At 61.7% G+C, this 17,293-nt stretch carries 16 protein-coding genes and 3 pseudogenes; 12 read left to right on the plus strand and 7 right to left on the minus strand.

All coding sequences use genetic code 11. The features are described from left to right. Positions 1-157: 157 nt before the first annotated feature. Both I6F35_RS10180 and I6F35_RS10185 read left to right on the plus strand, forming a co-directional pair. A pseudogene (locus tag I6F35_RS10180) lies at positions 158-484 on the plus strand (transposase); the annotation flags it as partial. Then, a complete protein-coding gene (locus I6F35_RS10185; RefSeq protein WP_225117527.1) occupies positions 481-636 on the plus strand; it encodes a hypothetical protein in 156 nt (51 codons plus the stop codon). The pseudogene I6F35_RS10180 and the gene I6F35_RS10185, both read left to right, overlap by 4 nt. A gap of 101 nt (positions 637-737) precedes the next feature. Here the strand turns inward: I6F35_RS10185 and I6F35_RS10190 are convergent. After that, positions 738-1,438: pseudogene (locus I6F35_RS10190) on the minus strand (TRAP transporter substrate-binding protein); the annotation flags it as partial. A gap of 19 nt (positions 1,439-1,457) precedes the next feature. On the opposite strand from I6F35_RS10190, the pseudogene I6F35_RS10195 reads away from it, so the two are divergent. From I6F35_RS10195 to I6F35_RS10210, 4 genes and pseudogenes are all read left to right on the plus strand, one after another. Next, positions 1,458-1,955 (plus strand): annotated as a pseudogene (locus I6F35_RS10195) (TRAP transporter large permease subunit); the annotation flags it as partial. Positions 1,956-2,094: 139 nt separating this feature from the next. Next, a complete protein-coding gene (locus tag I6F35_RS10200) occupies positions 2,095-2,625 on the plus strand; it encodes an amidase family protein (RefSeq protein ID WP_225117528.1) in 531 nt (176 codons plus the stop codon). Beyond that, positions 2,508-3,251 carry an amidase family protein gene (locus I6F35_RS10205; protein ID WP_225117529.1) on the plus strand — a complete coding sequence of 248 codons (744 nt, stop codon included), beginning with the start codon at positions 2,508-2,510 and terminating at the stop codon, positions 3,249-3,251. Before I6F35_RS10200 ends, I6F35_RS10205 begins: the two co-directional genes overlap by 118 nt. Before the next feature lie 643 nt (positions 3,252-3,894). Beyond that, positions 3,895-4,185: a hypothetical protein gene (locus tag I6F35_RS10210; protein WP_225117530.1), complete on the plus strand. Its 291-nt coding sequence runs from the start codon at positions 3,895-3,897 to the stop codon at positions 4,183-4,185. Here the strand turns inward: I6F35_RS10210 and I6F35_RS10215 are convergent. From I6F35_RS10215 to I6F35_RS10235, 5 genes are all read right to left on the minus strand, one after another. Further along, complete coding sequence (locus I6F35_RS10215; protein ID WP_225117531.1) at positions 4,158-4,853, minus strand: ABC transporter permease; 696 nt, start codon at positions 4,851-4,853, stop codon at positions 4,158-4,160. The genes I6F35_RS10210 and I6F35_RS10215 overlap by 28 nt on opposite strands. A 79-nt stretch (positions 4,854-4,932) precedes the next feature. Next, complete coding sequence (locus I6F35_RS10220; RefSeq protein WP_225117532.1) at positions 4,933-5,673, minus strand: ABC transporter ATP-binding protein; 741 nt, start codon at positions 5,671-5,673, stop codon at positions 4,933-4,935. A gap of 43 nt (positions 5,674-5,716) precedes the next feature. Then, positions 5,717-6,736, minus strand: coding sequence for an ABC transporter substrate-binding protein (locus I6F35_RS10225; RefSeq protein WP_225117533.1), 1,020 nt, complete (start codon positions 6,734-6,736; stop codon positions 5,717-5,719). Between the two features lie 152 nt (positions 6,737-6,888). Continuing rightward, on the minus strand, positions 6,889-7,533 hold the full coding sequence (maiA, locus tag I6F35_RS10230; RefSeq protein WP_225117534.1) for a maleylacetoacetate isomerase: 645 nt from the start codon (positions 7,531-7,533) through the stop codon (positions 6,889-6,891). Between the two features lie 6 nt (positions 7,534-7,539). Continuing rightward, positions 7,540-7,911: an antibiotic biosynthesis monooxygenase gene (locus tag I6F35_RS10235; protein WP_225117535.1), complete on the minus strand. Its 372-nt coding sequence runs from the start codon at positions 7,909-7,911 to the stop codon at positions 7,540-7,542. 165 nt (positions 7,912-8,076) lie between these two features. Here I6F35_RS10235 and I6F35_RS10240 point away from each other — a divergent pair, with 165 nt between their 5' ends. Beyond that, on the plus strand, positions 8,077-10,944 hold the full coding sequence (locus I6F35_RS10240) for an FAD-dependent oxidoreductase (RefSeq protein WP_225117536.1): 2,868 nt from the start codon (positions 8,077-8,079) through the stop codon (positions 10,942-10,944). Positions 10,945-10,947: 3 nt separating this feature from the next. Continuing rightward, complete coding sequence (locus I6F35_RS10245) at positions 10,948-11,481, plus strand: aromatic-ring-hydroxylating dioxygenase subunit beta (RefSeq protein ID WP_225117537.1); 534 nt, start codon at positions 10,948-10,950, stop codon at positions 11,479-11,481. 57 nt (positions 11,482-11,538) lie between these two features. On the opposite strand, the gene I6F35_RS10250 is transcribed toward I6F35_RS10245, so the two are convergent. Then, the gene (locus I6F35_RS10250) at positions 11,539-12,087 is read right to left on the minus strand and encodes a MarR family transcriptional regulator (protein WP_225117538.1); all 549 of its coding nucleotides are present in this window, start codon (positions 12,085-12,087) and stop codon (positions 11,539-11,541) included. 524 nt (positions 12,088-12,611) lie between these two features. On the opposite strand from I6F35_RS10250, the gene dctP reads away from it, so the two are divergent. The 4 genes from dctP to I6F35_RS10270 all read left to right on the plus strand — a co-directional run bounded on the left by dctP (position 12,612) and on the right by I6F35_RS10270 (position 17,284). Next, positions 12,612-13,709, plus strand: a complete 1,098-nt coding sequence (gene dctP / locus I6F35_RS10255) for a TRAP transporter substrate-binding protein DctP (RefSeq protein WP_225117539.1) — start codon at positions 12,612-12,614, stop codon at positions 13,707-13,709. Positions 13,710-13,804: 95 nt separating this feature from the next. Then, positions 13,805-14,353, plus strand: coding sequence for a TRAP transporter small permease subunit (locus I6F35_RS10260; RefSeq protein ID WP_225117540.1), 549 nt, complete (start codon positions 13,805-13,807; stop codon positions 14,351-14,353). A 43-nt stretch (positions 14,354-14,396) separates the two neighbouring features. Continuing rightward, positions 14,397-15,812 (plus strand): TRAP transporter large permease subunit, encoded by a 1,416-nt coding sequence (locus I6F35_RS10265; RefSeq protein ID WP_225117541.1) that lies wholly within the window; start codon positions 14,397-14,399, stop codon positions 15,810-15,812. A gap of 95 nt (positions 15,813-15,907) precedes the next feature. After that, positions 15,908-17,284, plus strand: coding sequence for an amidase family protein (locus I6F35_RS10270; RefSeq protein ID WP_225117542.1), 1,377 nt, complete (start codon positions 15,908-15,910; stop codon positions 17,282-17,284). The last annotated feature ends 9 nt before the right edge of the window (positions 17,285-17,293 follow it).

Genomic DNA, 17,293 nt, shown 5'->3' on the forward strand with positions numbered 1-17,293 from the left:
GACAACGCTGACGGGTTGACCACATGCCCACAGCAACTGCAGCAGACAGAGTCTCTGGCAGCGTGATAAAAACAGATCAGGAGCGGTCAGTTTCCAACTCACAAACCGGTTCAAGTGGTCCCGCTCCGCGGGTCCATTTCACAACGACGACTTTGCCGGGGAATGGACGCGGGGTCTTCTGATCCGCCGCAACATCGCCGACGGCAGCGTGGCCTTTTTCTCCACATGGTGCCCCAAGAGCACGTCCATGTAGAAGCTGGTATCGGTGGAAGGCCATCGCTGGGCCATCGAGGACAGCTTCGAAACCGCCAAGAGCGAGCTCGGCCTTGATCACAACGAAACCCGCTCCTGGCATGGCTGGCATCGCCATGTCTCACTCGTCATGCTGGCCTTCGCCATGATGGCCGTCATCCGTCATCGGGCCAACACCGGGCCGTTGCCTCAAAAAAAGCGACCGCGGCCTCGACCGAAGCATCGTTCTTGATCCGCTGGTCGATCCAGGAAATCCGCCGCATCGCCATGAAGCTTGCCCAGCGGCGCATCTCGCACGCCCACATCCTCGCATGGTCGTCCTGGCGCAGGGCCCATCAGGCCAACGCGCGCAAAGCCCATCTCAGGCACAAATTGCAACTGTAATGCTAGCACCGTGTTCGCCTTCACCGCCCATTGACGCGAATTCGCTTGAAACGTGCCGGCCGCCATCCCGGCATCGACATTCGGCGTATGGCTTACGGCGCTCATGAGAGCTGGCCCGCAGCTTTTTCGAGCTGGGACCACGCCTCTTCGCCAAACTTGCCCTTCCAGTCGGAGTAGAAGCTGGTATTTGACAACGCCTGCCGGAAGGCGGCACGATCGACCTCGATGAACTTGAGCCCTTTGGCCGACAGATCAGTACGCAACGACTGGCTGAGCTTTGCGATATCGGCGCGCTGATCGACGGCAGAGCGGTCGAGCTCGCGTGTCACGATCTCCTGAACATCCTTCGGCAAGCGTTCGAAGCCGCGCGTGTTGCTGAGGATCGAGTAGCCGTCCCAGACATGCCCAGTCAAGCTGCACGTGTTCTGCACTTCGTAGAGACGTGCGGTCGCGATGATTGGCAACGGATTCTCCTGCCCGTCGACGACCTTGGTCTGCAACGCGGAATAGACCTCGTTGAAGTTGATCGGCGTCGGCCCGGGGCCGAGCGCCTCGAAGAGCGAAGTCAAAAGCGGCGCGGGCGGAACGCGGATCTGGAAATTCTTGAGATCATCTGGCCTTCGGACCTCGCGGCCGGACGAGGTCACCTGACGAAAGCCGTTGTCCCAGGCCTTCGACACCGCCATGATAGGCGTCTTGGCGATCCGCGCGGATTTAGGTGCCGAGTTCGCCATCCATCGTCCTTCCATACGCTGTCGTAGTCGGCGAATGCGAAGCCGGTATTCACGATGCCGGCGCTTGGCTCCAAGAACACCATGCGCATCACATCCATGGTGATCTTCATTCTGATTGGATCCACGGTATTCAGCCTGGTCTTCCAGGGCGTCGACGGCTCACGCTGGATTGAACACCTGCTGAGCCATGTGCCGGGCGGACAAGTCGGCTTTCTGATTTTCGTCAACATCTTCGTGTTCTTCCTGGCTTTCTTCCTCGACTTTTTCGAGATCGCTTTCATCATCATTCCGCTGCTGGTGCCCGTCGCCGACAAGCTCGGCATCGACCTCGTCTGGTTCGGGGTACTGCTCTGCGTCAACATGCAGACGAGCTTCATGCACCCTCCCTTCGGGTTTGCACTGTTCTACCTGCGCGGCATCGCTCAGAAGGAGGTGCTGTCGCGCGACGTCTACCTCGGGGCGCTGCCATGGGTCGGATTGCAGCTCGTCCTGGTGGCGATCGTGATCTTCTGGCCGGCGAGCGTCACCTATTGGATCGACAAGCGATCGAACATCGATCCGGCTACGATCCGCATCGAGCTGCCGAAAACCGACAGCGGTGACGGCGACATGTCGACAGTAAAATTCAAATAAGGTGGCTGCGCTCTTCTCCCGCGTGGCGGCCGCTTGACAGCATGGGTTATATCGTCAGTATACCTCTCATTTAGGACGACTGACTCGGCACATGCAGATCGATCTCCGCACCGGAAAGCACAGCATCGAGGACGCGATCTCCGACACGGTCAAGCGCTGCCAGCAGAGCCAGCCGACACTCAACGCCTTTGTCCGGATCGACCGCGACGGCGCGCTTGCCGCAGCGCGCACCGTCGATGCGAGCGGAGCAGCCGACGGACCGCTCGCCGGTGTTCCGGTCAGCGTCAAGGACATCCTGAATGTCTGCGGCCTGCCGACGAACTGGGGTTCGCGGCTGATGCAGGACGCCGCTCCCGCCGCGGCGGATACGATCGCGGTCGCGCGGCTGCGCAAGGCCGGAGCAATCATCATCGGCAAGAGCACGACCACCGAATTCGCCCATACCATGATGGGCTCCTCGCCCCTGACCGGACTCACCATCAATCCCTGGAATCCGGTGGCGACGTGCGGAGGCCGCTGCTATTTTCCGTTGTCGCCGGCTTCGATCGTCGCGATCCGTTCAGCGTCGCCGGCCCCGTCCCGGACGTCATTGCGGCGCTGGCGCAACCCGTCGCCGGAATGAGAGTGGTTTACAGCCCGACCTTGGGCTACGCGCGGCCCAATGCCGAGGTCCTCAAGCTGACCGACCGCGCCGCAGAAACGCTTGGAACGCTCGGCTGCCAGGTCGATCTTGTCGAGAAGGTCTTCGACGCCGATCCCGCGGACTTGTGGACGGCAGAATTTTATGCCGGCGTCGGCATTCGTCTGCGATCCTTCATGGAGGATCAGCGCGAGCTGCTCGATGCGGCAGTCGCCGATGTGCTCGAACCGGCGCTGATACAGGACATGCGCGATTATTACGCCAAGGTATTTTCCCGCTACGCGCTGCGCGACACCGTTCGCGGTTTCTTCGAGCGTTATGACGTGTTGATTTCTCCGGTCCTTCCCGTCACCTCGCTTGAGGTTAGCAAGAATATTCCCGACGAACTGCCAGATCGAAATCTCGTCTCATGGGTCTATTTCACCTATCCCTTCAACCTTAGCGGACAGCCGGCAGCGTCGGTCTGCGCGGGAGTCGCAGCGGACGGAATGCCGGTCGGGCTTCAGATCGTCGGACGATCACACAGCGAGCACGACGTGGTGCGCCTAGCCGCTGCATTCGAGCGAACCCAGATCCCCGGATACAATGTACGCAACTATCCGATCTGATCTTATGAGGCAGATGATGTCGGCCTCGCCAACTCCATGCAAGGCGGGAAGAGGTGCCACCGCCCCATGCCAGCCGACTCTTATTTGGCTCCTGGACGCACGCCGAAGCGCCTCATTGGGCACTCGGTCCGCCAAGTAGATTGGCGTGAGGGATCTTAGCCCGTAGCAGCGGGCAAGCGACTCGAATCCCAACACCAATTTTTGTCTTCACTGTCATTCGCGCAGTTCTTCGCGACCGACCGATCACCGAGCTCTACTTGTGACGGGCGCGATCAGCTCCTTAGTCGTTCGCGTGCCCCTGCCCTATCCAACTCTCCAGGCCGCCAGCGCTTCTGCGGACGTCGCATCACTCCAAAGAACGATCGCCCACACTTGCTCTGAATAGATTTTTCTTGATCTCCTGGTGCACACGTCGTGCACACGCACCCTACTAACCGATTGAAAAACCTGAACCTTCGCTCCAGTCCATCATCGGGGCCACGGAAAAGCGATAATCTTGCGATTTCAATGATTTACCCTATCCTCTCAATAGGATGAAGCATGAACGTGTGCACTCCTTACTAGCCGAAATTGCACACGTTTGTACGCGTTTTGACCTCTCAGTGCACACGTAGCCCACACGAATTGGGGAGTGCGCACGGCCATGGCCAGCTTCACTCAATTTGCCATCGACTTTGGAAGAAAGCGAGCGAAGGAAGGCGCTGGGCCGGCCACCCTCGCAATCGACATGTCGTTCATCAGGACCATTGCAACCCATGCGGCCGCGCGGACGGAAGCCAGCTGCCAAGGATTTTCGAGAGAGCCCTCGCTGTTGGTCGCGTTTGGCCTGCAAGAAAAATCGCAGTTTGGCGCAACCAGAGGTCTGTTCCCCCTCCTCAAGGGCTGCACCGATCCACCGCTGCTCCGCTACTCCATGCGGTGCGAATTTGCGTGATGCCATGGCAAGGCAACCCGCTCGATCGCTTCAATCATCGCTATCAAAGCGACGCCCAGCACCGCAAGGATGACGATCGCAGCAAAAACACGCGGCGTGTCGAACGTGCCCTGCGCGGTCAAAATGACATAGCCGAGGCCGCGCTGGGACGAGACGAATTCGCCGACGATGGCGCCGACCAGGGCCAGCGACATCGCCACCTTCAGCCCGGCAAACAGATGCGGCAGCGCGCAATAGAGCTTGATGCGCAGCAGCACCTTCAAACGCGATCCACGCAAGGTCTTCGCCAGGTCGATCGTATCCGGCGGGACCGATTGCAGACCAAGCGCGGTGTCGATCACGACGGCAAAGACCGCGATCAGGAAGGCAATGGCAATCTTGGGCTCGGCGCCAGTCCCGAACCAGATCAGAAACAGTGGAGCCAGCGCCACTTTCGGCACGCTGTTGAGTGCGACGAAGAGCGGAAACAACAGGCGATCCAGGATTTTCCATTCCACGATCGCAACCGCGAACAGCACGCCGAACACGACGGCGACGGCAAAACCGGCGAGCGTGATGCCGAGGGTATAGGCCGTCTGCACGGCGAACCAGCCCGGAGAGGCAGCGAGTTCTTCGACGATCAACGATGGCGGTGGAAGCAGAATGGGCCGCACGCCAAGCGTGCGCACCCCGACTTCCCAAACCAAGAGAAAGATCGCAGCTCCCAGAAGTGGCACGACGCCGCGTCGCGCCGCTTTCATCAAGCGCCTAGTCATGGATCAGGCCCATTTGCTCGAACAGGCCCCGGATACGGCTGGTGTAGACGCCGAATTCCGGCGTCTCACGCATCGCCAGCTTCCGCTCGGACGGCAGGTCGATGGCGATGTCCGCGACCACGCGCCCCGGCCGCGGCGTGAAGACGACCACGCGGGTCGACAGGAACACCGCCTCGGTGATGCTGTGGGTCACAAAGACGACGGTCATGCGATGCTTGGTCCAGAGCCGATGCAGGTCGACATTGATCTGATCGCGTGTCAGGGCATCGAGCGCCCCGAACGGCTCGTCCATCAGCAGCAAGCGCGGGTCTAGCAGCAGCGAGCGGCAGATCGCGACGCGCTGCCGCATGCCGCCGGACAACGCCCGCGGATAGGCGCGTGCGAACCCGTCAAGCCCCACCATCTGCAGCAATTGCCGTGCGCGCGCCTCGTATTTCTTCTTGCCGTAACCGCCGAAATCCGCCGGCAACAAGACGTTCTCCAGAACGTCGAACCAATCCAGCAACGCGTCCCGCTGGAACGCCATGCCGAGACGCTCCGGTGGGCCGTCGATGGGAGCGCCATCCAATTGCAGGCGTCCGCCGGTCGGCGCTTCAAGTCCGGCAAGGCAGCGCAAGAACGTACTCTTGCCGCAGCCGCTCGGTCCCACCAGGCTGATGAATTCGCCCTCGGCGATATCGAGCGAAACGCCTTGCAGCGCGGTGACGCCGTCGGCGTCTCCGTATCTTTTCACGACATCGGACGCTGCGATCATTGGGGGCAAAAGGGGCGCGAAGTCAGTTCTTGCCGCTGGCCACGTCCGCAACGATGCGCTCGTCGATCAGTTCATTGGTGTAGACCGCGTCTGCATCGAGGCCTTTTTCAATGAGCCCGCCATCGGCCAGCACCGCAACGGCCCGCTTCCAGTCCGCAGCCGCCATGGTGCCGAACAGCAGGTTGCGGGTCGCGTCCGTGTACGCATAATCCTTCAGCGTATCGATCTGCTGGCGCAGGACGGCCGGATTGAGCTTGGCCTGCGGCCGCGCCGCGATGATTGCCTTCACGGCTTCGTCCTGATTGCCCGCAAAGATATAGGCCCAACATCCCGCAACCACGCTCGCAAAACGCTTCAGCGCCTCGCGCTTCGAAGCGATCGATTTCTCGGTCGCGAACAGTCCGAAGCTCGGAAATTCCAGACCCTGGTCGGCGAAGCGGATGGCATTCGACGGACGCTGGCTTGCAACCACAGCCAGAAAGAACGGTCCCGACGAGAATGCCGCGTCGGACCGGCCAGCCATGTAGAGGCCCGCCTTGCCTGCCGCGTCGACGCTGACAAGATCGACGTCATTGCGAGTCAGCTTTCCCGCCGCGAGAAACCCGTCGATGAAGGGCGCTTCGAGCGAGCCGGCGGTGAAGGCGATCTTCTTGCCTTTCAAATCGGCGGGGCTGGCGATGCCGCTGTCCTTCGGAACCAGCAGACCAATGTCGTTCTGCTTGATGAAGCCGGCAATCGCTTTCACCGGCAAACCTTTGGAGCGCGCGATCACCATCGGAGCCAGCGACGCGTGGCCGACATCGTATTCGCCGTTACCGACGATCTGCACGGTGGCGACCGACCCGTTTCCGTCGTCCAGCACGACATCGAGATCATGCTTCGCGAACAATCCCTTTTGCGCCGCAAGATGAAATGGTGCCTGTGACCCCCAGGGGGTCCAGTCGAGCCGCACGGTCAGCCGGTCGGCCGCCGACGCGCTGCAATTAGTCAGTATACCCGCGATTAATGCCGCAACCGCAGTCAGCCCTCGAAATCCCACCATGTGCAACACCTCTCCGATCCGCCCCGGCGCTACCACGTTCTGTCAAAAGACTAACACGGTGTCTTGCCCGTGCAAGATATGATTATGTACTGATTAATTTGCCAATTGCCCAACAATGAGGCGCGGCGGCGCGCGACGCAGGCAACCGCCGCTCAGAAAGCGTCGGCCTGTGTGCTCGGCTCGGCGGCGCGGAAGGCGTCAAGCGTCATGCAGCGGTCGGTGATCGCCAGCAGGGTCGGATAGGCATCAAGCCGGCAATCGAAGCGCCGCGCGTTGAAGATCTGGGGGACGAGACAGATATCGGCCATCGTCACGGAATCGCCGTAGCAGAACCGGCCGAACAGACGTTCGCGCCGCAGGTAGTCTTCCAGTCCGGACAGCCCTTCCGCGATCCAGTGCCGATACCAGGCGTTGGTGGCAGCCTCGTCAGCTTCGAACTGCGCTTTGAGATGCTTCAGCACACGCACATTGTTGAGCGGATGAATTTCGCAGCCGATGATCTGCGACACCGCCCTGACGTAGATCCGCCCGAGCGGATCCTTCGGCATCAGCGGCGGGTCCGGGTAGACCTCGTCCAGATACTCGATCACGGCCATCGACTGGATCAGGGATCGGCCGCCCTCGACCAGAAGCGGCACCAGCCCTTGCGGATTGATCTCGCGATACGACGGCGCCCGATGCTCCATCTTCGGCAGGCTGACATAGCGCGGCTCGTAGTCGAGCCGCTTACAGGCCAGCGCGATCCGGAGCCGGAACGAGGTCGAAGACCGGAAGAATGTATAGAGCTGCCGCGACACGTCAGATCACTCGGCGGCGGCCTTTTGCAGAATGTCGTCCGGTGTGGAGGATACGACCTCGACATATTTCGGGATGAACTTGCCGCCCTCGATATGCTTGATGAAGGCCGGCTTGATCTCGTTGGCGAGGATCTTGCGGATCCTGGCATGCTCCTCGATGTCGCTCCATTCGGCGATGAGGAAGAACCGCTGCGGGTCCTCGGTATCGCGGCACAGCACGCCATCCTTCACCTGCGCCGATGATTTGTGCATCGGATTGCCATCCGAATAGTCAAACTCCTCGAACAGCCTGATGAACTCCTCCTCATGCCCGGGCATGACGCGGAAATCATAGATGTGCAGATAGTTGCCCTTGGTGGCGAGCGGCTCTTGCGCCATGACAGTCTCCCGTTCTTGATAAATATGATGGTACACTGACTATCTTGGTTTCGCAATAGTCGCAGTATTGCAGTGTTTTTGTACGCAACAACGTTATTCACGGAGTTGCGAGCCTTAGAAATGATGTTATACTGATTATAAATTCCTGCGCGAGAGACGCCACAAATGGCATGGACGAGAGCGGCTTCGCTGAACGAGGTGCCCGAAGGCAAAGCCCTCGGCATCGAAGTCGACGGCATTCATATCGCGCTCTACAATCTCGACGGCAAAATCTACGCAACGCATGGCATCTGCACACATGCGCTCGCGCTGCTGGCCGAAGGCTGGATCGAAGATGGCAAGGTGGAATGTCCGCTGCACCAGGGGCAGTTCGACATCCGCACCGGAAAAGCCCTTTGCGCGCCGGTGACCGAGGATCTGCGGACCTATGCTGTTCGCGTCGAGGGCGACGATATTCTCATCGATCCCGAACAACCGGCGGCAGAGACCGTCTTCGGGAGCAGGCCCGCTGCCGCCGCGCCCGCGAAAGATGCGAGCCGTGTTGTGATCGTCGGCGCAGGTCAGGCAGCTGCGGCTGCAATCCGGGCCATGCGCACGGCCGGCTTCAATGGCAGCATCGATCTGGTCGGCACCGAGCCTCATCTCCCCTATGAGCGGCCGCCGCTATCGAAGGAATTCCTGCTTGGTACGGCCGAGTTTTCCTCCAGCGTTCGCTTGAGCGAGACGGATGCGGTCCAGCTCGGCGTACGCCTGCATCTTGGCGTTGCCGCGACGGCGATCGATGCCGCGCAGCGTCAGATCACTCTCGCGAATAGCGAGGTTCTGGCTTACGACGCATTGCTGCTTGCCACCGGCGGAACGCCGCGACGGCTGGGCATTCCCGGCGCGGATTTGCCGGGCGTCCACTATCTGCGCACGATCGAGGATGCCGCCGCCATTGGCGCAACGCTCGACCGCGCTCATCATGTCGCCGTGATCGGCGGTGGATTCATTGGTCTTGAGCTTGCGTCGACCGCAATTTCGCGCGGCGTGGCAGTGACCCTGCTCGAACGTGAGCGCGAGATCATGGCGCGGATCATGCCGGCTGCCGTCGGCCGGGCCTTCCGCATCATGGCGGAGCGGCATGGCGTCGATATTCGCCGCGATGCGCGCGTTATCGAAATCACCAGGCGCGGCGCGCGGCTGGGCGTCGTGACCGGAGAAGATACCATCGAAGTCGATGCCGTTCTGGTCGGCATTGGGATGCAGCCGACGTTTGACCTTGCGCTGCAGGCCGGTTGCACCACCACGCCAGCCGGCATCGAGGTGGATGCGCAGGGACGCACCTCCGTGCCGGGCATCTGGGCGGCCGGCGATTGCGCGCTGTACCATGAGCCGGTCGCGGGACGGCGCCTTTCGCTCCAAAGCTGGCAGAACGCCGAGGAGCAAGGCGCCGCGGCCGGGCGTTCGATCGCCGGACACAACACAGCCGTGGCGCAAAAGCATCCCTGGTTCTGGACCGACCAGTTCGGCCGCAATGTGCAGATGCTTGGGATTGTCAGCGCCGAAGACCACGTCGCGCTCGCAGCTGCAGACGAAGCCGGCCCGGGCGCCATCTATCGCATGTTCGATAAGGCGACGGGACGGCTCGCCGGCGTCGTCGCCTTCTCAAATCCGCAGGCGATCCGCGCGGCGCGCGCCGAACTCGATTCTGCAACACCCTTCGATCCGGATATTCATGGCGCCATCATCTCGTCCAAAGGACAGGACGGCGCCGATGCCATGGAGGCCAGCGTCATGAACGCCAACCCGGGACTGTCGCTTACCAAACGCTATATCTGGCCGGCCGATGGCCTCACTCGCATTCCGGATTGGGTCTATACCGATCAGGCGATCTATGAGCGCGAGGTCGAGAAGATCTTCCACGGCCGCACCTGGAATTATGTCGCGCTCGAAGCCGAAGTCCCCAATTCCGGCGATTTCATCCGCTCGAATGTCGGACCGACGCCGGTGGTCGTCTCGCGCGCGGAAGATGGCTCGATTCATGTGTTCGAGAACCGCTGCGCGCATCGCGCCGCCGAATTCTGCCGTGAACTCTCCGGCAACGCGAAGGAGTTCGTCTGCCCCTATCATCAATGGTCGTACGACCTGAAAGGAAATCTGGCCGGCGTTCCGTTTCGCCGCGGCGTCGGTGGCAAGGGCGGCATGCCGGCGGATTTCAGGAATGCGGACCATGGTCTGCGCCGCCTGAAAGTGACGACGCATCGCGGCGTCGTGTTCGCCTCCTATTGCGACGACATGGAGCCGCTGGCCGACTATTTCACGCCGGAGATCATGCGTGAATTCGAGGCGACCTTCGATGGCCGCAAGCTCAAGGTGCTCGGCTATTACCGCCATTCGCTGCCGGGCAACTGGAAACTCTATCACGAGAACCTGAAAGATCCCTATCACGCCACCCTGCTGCACACGTTCCTGGTCACGTTCGGTCTGTTGGTTGCAGGCAACAAGTCGCTGATGCTCGCGGATCCGAGCGGGCGTCACGGCGTCATGGCCTCGGCAAAGTCCGACGGGAAAGCGGTGTCCAGCGACGCGAAGAAGGAGATGCGCGCCTACAAGGAAGGCATGACGCTCGCCGAGCCGCGCTTCATGGATTTCGTGGACGAGTTCGACAGCCCCTGGTCGGTGACGATGGCGACGATCTGGCCGAACCTGATCGTGCAGCGCGAGATGAACACGCTCGGCGTGCGCCAGATCGTGCCGACCGGGCCGCATGAATTCATCATGAAGTGGACCATGTTCGGTTTCGAGGGCGATACCGAGGAAATGACACGGCATCGCCTTCGGCAAGGCAATCTCATGGGGCCGGCCGGCTTCCTCGGGCTCGAAGACAACGAGGCGATCAAGTTCGTGCAGGACGGCATGCAGCGCGTGCCAAACGGCGAGCATCTGGTGAAACTCGATCCGGCCGTCGAAGCCGGCACCGCCGACAACCTGATCTCCGAAGCGGCGATCCGCGCCATGTACAAGCACTGGCGCGCCGAGATGGGACTGTGAGTCATGGATATGGCCCTTAAGCGTAATCCCTCATCCGCCTCGCTCGTGGATCCGCGCCTCGAAGCAGTCCTGCTGCGGCACGAGATCGAGACCTTCAACGTGCGCTATGCGAACGCGCTTGACGAGCAGCGTCTCGCCGACTGGACCGAAATGTTCACCGACGACGCGACCTACGTCATCCTGTCGCGCGAGAACCACGACCGCAACATGCCGGTTGGACTGATCTACTGCGAGGGCAAAGGCATGATCCGCGATCGCGCCTTCGCCCTGAGCGAGACCGCGATGTTCGCGCCGCGCTACCTGCGGCACATCATCGGTAATCTCGACTTGCTGGGCGACGAGCGCGACGGCACGATCAAGGCACGCGCCAACTACGTCGTGCTGCAGGTGCTGTTCGATCGTCCGGACGCGACGCTGCATCAGATTGGCGTGTATTATGACGCGTTCCGCCGCGAGAACGGCGTGCTCAAACTGGCCGACCGGCGCTGCGTCTATGACAACCTGCTGGTGCCGAATGCGCTTTGTCTGCCGGTGTGACAACATATGACCTGCCGCCACAAACCGGCAGACGACGCGCGCGGCGGGCGAGCGATCTCAGCTTGGCTGAAAGACCGTGCGGCCAAGATGGTTGTTCGCGTCAACCAGCCGCAGCAGCGCCGCCATCAGGGCCGCGCGCTCCTTGGGCGGCAAAGGCTCGAGCAGACGCGCCTGCGCGCGCTGCATCGCCTTGAACATCTCCCGAGTAACCTTCTCCCCGGCCGGAGTCAGGCGCGCGAGCACGGCGCGCCGATCCTTCTCGCCCTTGCGGCGCGTCAGCAATCCGCGCTGCTCCAGACGGCGCAGCACGTCGGCGACATTGGTACGGTCGATGCCAACCTCGCGCCCGAGCGTATGCTGATCGGTGTCAGGATTGAGGCTGAGCGTGGTCAGCAACGCATATTGCACCGGCGTGATGTCGAAGCCGGCACATTCCTCGAAGAACAGAGCATAATTGATCTGGTGCAGCCGCCGGATCAGAAAGCCGGGGCGAGCCCACAACGGCATGCTGGCATAAAGCGAGGTGTGCTCCGCCTTCTTTACGGCGGGCTGGCCTTTCGGCTTCCGAGCTGGCTTGGCCTTCCCGGTTCTTTTGGGTTTTGCCAATTTCAACAATCTCCCTGCGACGGCGTCCGGTTGTTCTCTACCACCCCCAGCGTCCACTCGCACCTCCTTCGTCCCGGTTATTCATGACGTGCCATCCCCACGCGGCCTGGGGCTTAAGCATCGGCCGCAAGGGAAATAAGCAGTACGCTGTCTAATATAGGAAGGCCGCAGTGATCCGCAATCGAATGAGAGTTTCGCGCCCCTCGGTCTTGGTTTGCAGATGCAGCGCTTCGGTAAACGTCACGGGTCTCGTAAAAACCGAGTATTCTTGGGGCATTATGCGTCCGGCCCTCATGAGGCAAACCTAGCATTTCCACGCCGCAACCACCGCAGCCCTTCAGTTGGTGCAGCTTTTGCATCTTCTAAAATAGGATGCATACTGACTAATATGCTCCACACATGGTCATAGATGGCGCAACCGACATGGTTCTTGGCGAACGGGATGCAATCCACCGGCGCGATATCCGCGGCCGCCCCGCACCCGCAAGCGACGGCATTTCTCAAGCGAAGAAAGGATGGGGACTATGAATCGCCGCAAACTGCTCTTGGGCCTGGCGGGCGGGACCGCTGGCGCCGCACTCGCTGCACCGGCCATCGCGCAAACTCAACCGACCGTCCGCTGGCGTATGGCCACCGGCTGGCCAAAGAGCCTCGATACGATTCACGGCTCGGCCGAGGACCTCTGCCGTCGCGTCGGCCAACTCACCGAAGGCCGCTTCGAGATCCGCTGTTTCGCCGGCGGCGAAGTCGTCCCGCCGCTGCAGGTGCTCGACGCCGTGCAGAACGGCACCATCGAATGCGGGCATATTCTGTCCGCCAATTACATCGGCAAGAGCCCGACTTACGCGTTCGATGCCGGACTGCCGTTCGGCCTGAATGCGCGGCAGCAGGCCGCTTGGCTGTATGAGGGCGGCGGCCTGGCGCTTGTGCGGGCCTTCTACAAGAAGTCGAACGTCATTCCCTTCCCCGTCGGCAACGTCGGCACGCAGATGGGCGGCTTCTACCGGAAGGAAATCAATACCGTGCAGGATTTGCAGGGCCTGAAGATCCGCATCGGCGGCCTTGGCGGCATCATCCTGCGCAAGCTCGGCGCCGTGCCGCAGCAGCTGCCGCCATCCGATATCTATTCGGCGCTGGAGCGCGGCACCATCGACGCGTCGGAATGGATCGGCCCATACGACGACGCCAAGCTCGGGCTGAACAAGGTCGCCAAGTTCTATTACGCCCCCGGATGGTGGGAAGGCAGCGCCGGCATCACTGCGCCGGTCAGCCTGCCCGCCTGGGAGGCGTTGCCCGAGCCGTTCAAGATCGCGTTCGAGACCGCGTGCAACGAGCAGATGATGTTCATGATCGCGAAGTATGACGCGCGCAACCCGGACGCGTTGCGGCGGATGATCGGGGAAGGCACGCAACTGCGGCTGTTCCCGCGCGCGGTTCTGGACGCGTGCTACAAGGCGAGCTTCGAGACCTTCGAAGAGATTGCGGCCAAGGACGCCGACTTCAAGACCATCTACGACCCTTGGAAGCGTTTCCTCGAAAGCTCCAATCCGTGGTTCCGGGTCGCAGAGCAGAGCCTCGACGCCTACCGCTTCTCGCACGATATCCCGCCGGCCTCACAATGACGCTGCGCGCCCGGTAGTCACTGACGCTGCCGGGCGATCAATCTTTGATGGTCGCGGGAAGTCGGCGCGCTACCGCGCCATTGTGGGAGAGATCGATGCATGCCCTGCTCGCCTTTAGCCGGAAGATCGACACCGCCAGCGCAGCATTCGGACGCATCGCGGACTGGATGGTTGGTCTGTCGTGCGCCATCAGCGCCGCGAATGCCGTTATTCGCTACGGCTTCAGCTACAGCTCCAATGCGTGGCTGGAAGCGCAATGGTACATGCTCGCAGGGATCGTCATGCTCGGGGCGAGCCACACGCTGTTCCGCAACGAGCATGTCCGCGTTGACCTGCTCTATGGCAACTACAGTCCACGGACCAGGCTGTATGTGGATGTTTTCGGCATCATCTTCTTCCTGCTCCCGGCGACAATCCTGCTCACATGGATGACATGGCCGTTCTTCGTCACGAGTTGGCTGACGAATGAAGGGTCGTCCAACGCCGGCGGATTGCTGCGCTGGCCGGTGAAGCTGATCCTCCCGGCCGGCTTCCTGCTGCTTACCCTTCAAGGCTTGTCCGAGCTCGTCAAGCGCATTGCGCTGCTGCGCGGTGTAGCGCCCGAGGCCGACATCATGACCGAATATCACCGTATGGAACAATGATTGCATCCGCCGCACGCATCCGAGCCTCCAAGGAATTTCCCCGATGCTGACGGTGGACCATATGCCGCCGCTGATGTTCGGCGGCCTCATTCTGTTCCTGCTGATCGGCTTTCCCGTGGCCTTCTCGCTTGCGGCCGTTGGTCTTTTCTTTGGCTTCCTGTCGGTCGGAATGGGCTTCTTCTCCGAAGCCTATCTCGGAAATCTGCCGCTCCGCATCTTCGGCATCCTCTCGAACGACCTGCTGCTGGCGATTCCCTTCTTCACGTTGATGGGCGCAATCCTCGAGCGCAGCGGCCTTGCCGAAGACCTCCTGGAAGGCACCGGACAACTATTCGGCGGCGTGCCCGGTGGGCTCGCTTATGCGGTCATCATTGTCGGCGCTATTCTCGGCGCAATCACCGGAACCGTTGCCGCATCGGTCATCGCCATGGGCATGATCTCACTGCCGATCATGATCCGCTATGGCTACGACATGCGCATCGCCACCGGCGTGATCGCGGCCTCCGGGACCATCACGCAAGTCATACCGCCGTCGCTCGTGCTCATTGTACTCGCTGACCAGCTCGGTCGCTCGGTCGGTGACATGTATGCCGGCGCGATCGGGCCTTCGATCCTTCAGGTGCTGCTCTTCCTGGCCTTCATCGCCGCCGTTTCGATCGTTTCGCCACGGCGCGTGCCGCCCCTGCCCAAAGAGGCGCGCGCGCAGCGTGGATGGGTGCTGGTGCGTCGCGTCCTCTGGGGCATGGTGCCGTCGATCATCCTGATTTTCGTGGTGCTTGGCACCATCTTCATGGGCCTCGCCACGCCGACGGAAGCCGGTGCCATGGGCGCGGTCGGCGCGGTCATTCTCGCCGCCCTGAACCGGCGACTTAGCTGGCCGCTGGTCAATCAGGCGATGCAGAACACCATGCGTATCACCTCGATGGTGATCTTCATCCTGATCGGATCCACCGTGTTCAGCCTCGTGTTTCAGGGCGTCGACGGTTCGCGCTGGATTGAACATCTCCTGAGCCATGTGCCGGGCGGTCAAGTCGGTTTCCTGATCTTCGTCAACATTTTCGTCTTCCTCCTCGCCTTCTTTCTCGATTTTTTCGAGATCGCTTTCATCATCATTCCGCTGCTGGCACCGGTCGCCGACAAGCTCGGCATCGATCTCGTCTGGTTCGGCGTGCTGCTCTGCGTCAACATGCAGACGAGCTTCATGCACCCGCCCTTCGGGTTTGCGCTGTTCTACCTGCGCGGCATCGCCCCGAAGGAGGTGCTGTCCCGCGACATTTACCTCGGGGCGCTGCCGTGGGTCGGATTGCAGCTCGTGCTGGTGGCAGTCGTGATCTTCTGGCCGGCCAGCGTCACCTATTGGATCGACAAGCGGTCGAACATCGATCCGTCCGCGATCCGTATCGAGCTGCCGAAGACTGACAGCGGGGACAGCGACACGTCGACCGTGAACTTCAAATAAGCGCGGCTGCGACTCTCCCTCGCATGACGGCAGCTTGACAGCGCTGATTATATCGTCAGTATACCTCTCATTTTGCATCGATGATCCTGACGCACATGCAGATCAATATCCGCGCGGCAACCAACAGCGAAGACGCGATCTCCGACACGATCGAGCGCTGCGTGCAAAGCCAGCCGACGCTCAACGCCTTTGTCCGGATCGACCGTGACGGCGCGCTCGCCGCAGCGCGCGCCATCGACGCGAGCGGCGTATCCGCTGCGCCGCTCGCCGGCGTTCCGGTCAGCGTGAAGGACATCCTCAATGTCGGCGGCCTGCCGACGACATGGGGTTCGCGGCTGATGCAAGACGCAGCACCTGCCGCGGCGGACACGATCGCGGTTGCACGGCTGCGCAAGGCCGGAGCAATCATCATCGGCAAGAGCACGACCACGGAATTCGCCCATGCCATGATGGGCTCCTCGCCTTTGACGGGCCTGACCATCAATCCCTGGAATCCGAAAGCGACGTGCGGCGGATCGAGCTGCGGCGGCGGGGTGTCCGTCGCCGCAGGCCTGGTGCGCCTCGCGCTCACCACCGACGCGGGCGCATCGACACGGCTGCCGGCCGCCTGCACCGGCGTGCTCGGGCTGAAGCCCACGCTCGGCCGTATCCCGCACGACCTCGTGCCGGAAGGGTTTGCCAATTTCATCCACCTCGGCCTGATTACACGCGACGTCGCGGACATGGCGCTGGCGCTAGAAGCCATCGCTGGTCCGGCGCCAAGTGATCCGCATTCGCTCGGCCTGTCGCGCTTTGACGCATCCGAGGTCGTCGCAGACGCAGGAAACTTCGCCGGCAGGCGCATCGGTCTGGTGATGCGGGCAGGTAACGCCCGCATCAGCCGCGCGATGGCCGAGACGATCCGGGGCGTTGCGAAGACCCTGGAAGGGTACGGCGCCTCCGTTACGGAGATCGAATGGACGATGGACAACCCGGAGCCGACCTGGCGCATCCTACAGCAATCGAACTGGGCGGCACGACTCGGCAAGATCATCGACGAGGTCGAGGACAGGATCGAGCCGAGCCTGACCGAGGGCGTGCGCGTCGGTCTTTCCTATTCCGGGCAGGACCTTCAGGGCGCGCTCAACACGCGCACCGCGCTGTTTCGGCACGTGCAGAAGCTGTTTGACGGCTTCGACTTCCTGCTGACCCCGGTCATGAGCCGCGAGCCGCTGGATGCGCTGCACAAGCCGCTCGATCCGATCAGCATCGACGGAGAGGTGGTCGGCGACATGCGGCGCGAATGGACGCCCTATCTCAACCTGTTCGATCTGACCGGGCATCCCGCGATCAGCGTACCCGCCGGCCTTTCGGACAGCGGTGTTCCGCTGGCGTTCCAGCTCGTCGCCCCCTGGTATGAGGAAGCCAGGCTGCTCGGAGCCGTCGCATTCCATGAGCAGCAACATCCCTGGCAGCTTTTCGACGCGCAGTGATGAGATAAG

Origin of the sequence: Bradyrhizobium sp. BRP22 (assembly GCF_020194175.1) — a bacterium.
Lineage (GTDB): Bacteria > Pseudomonadota > Alphaproteobacteria > Rhizobiales > Xanthobacteraceae > Bradyrhizobium.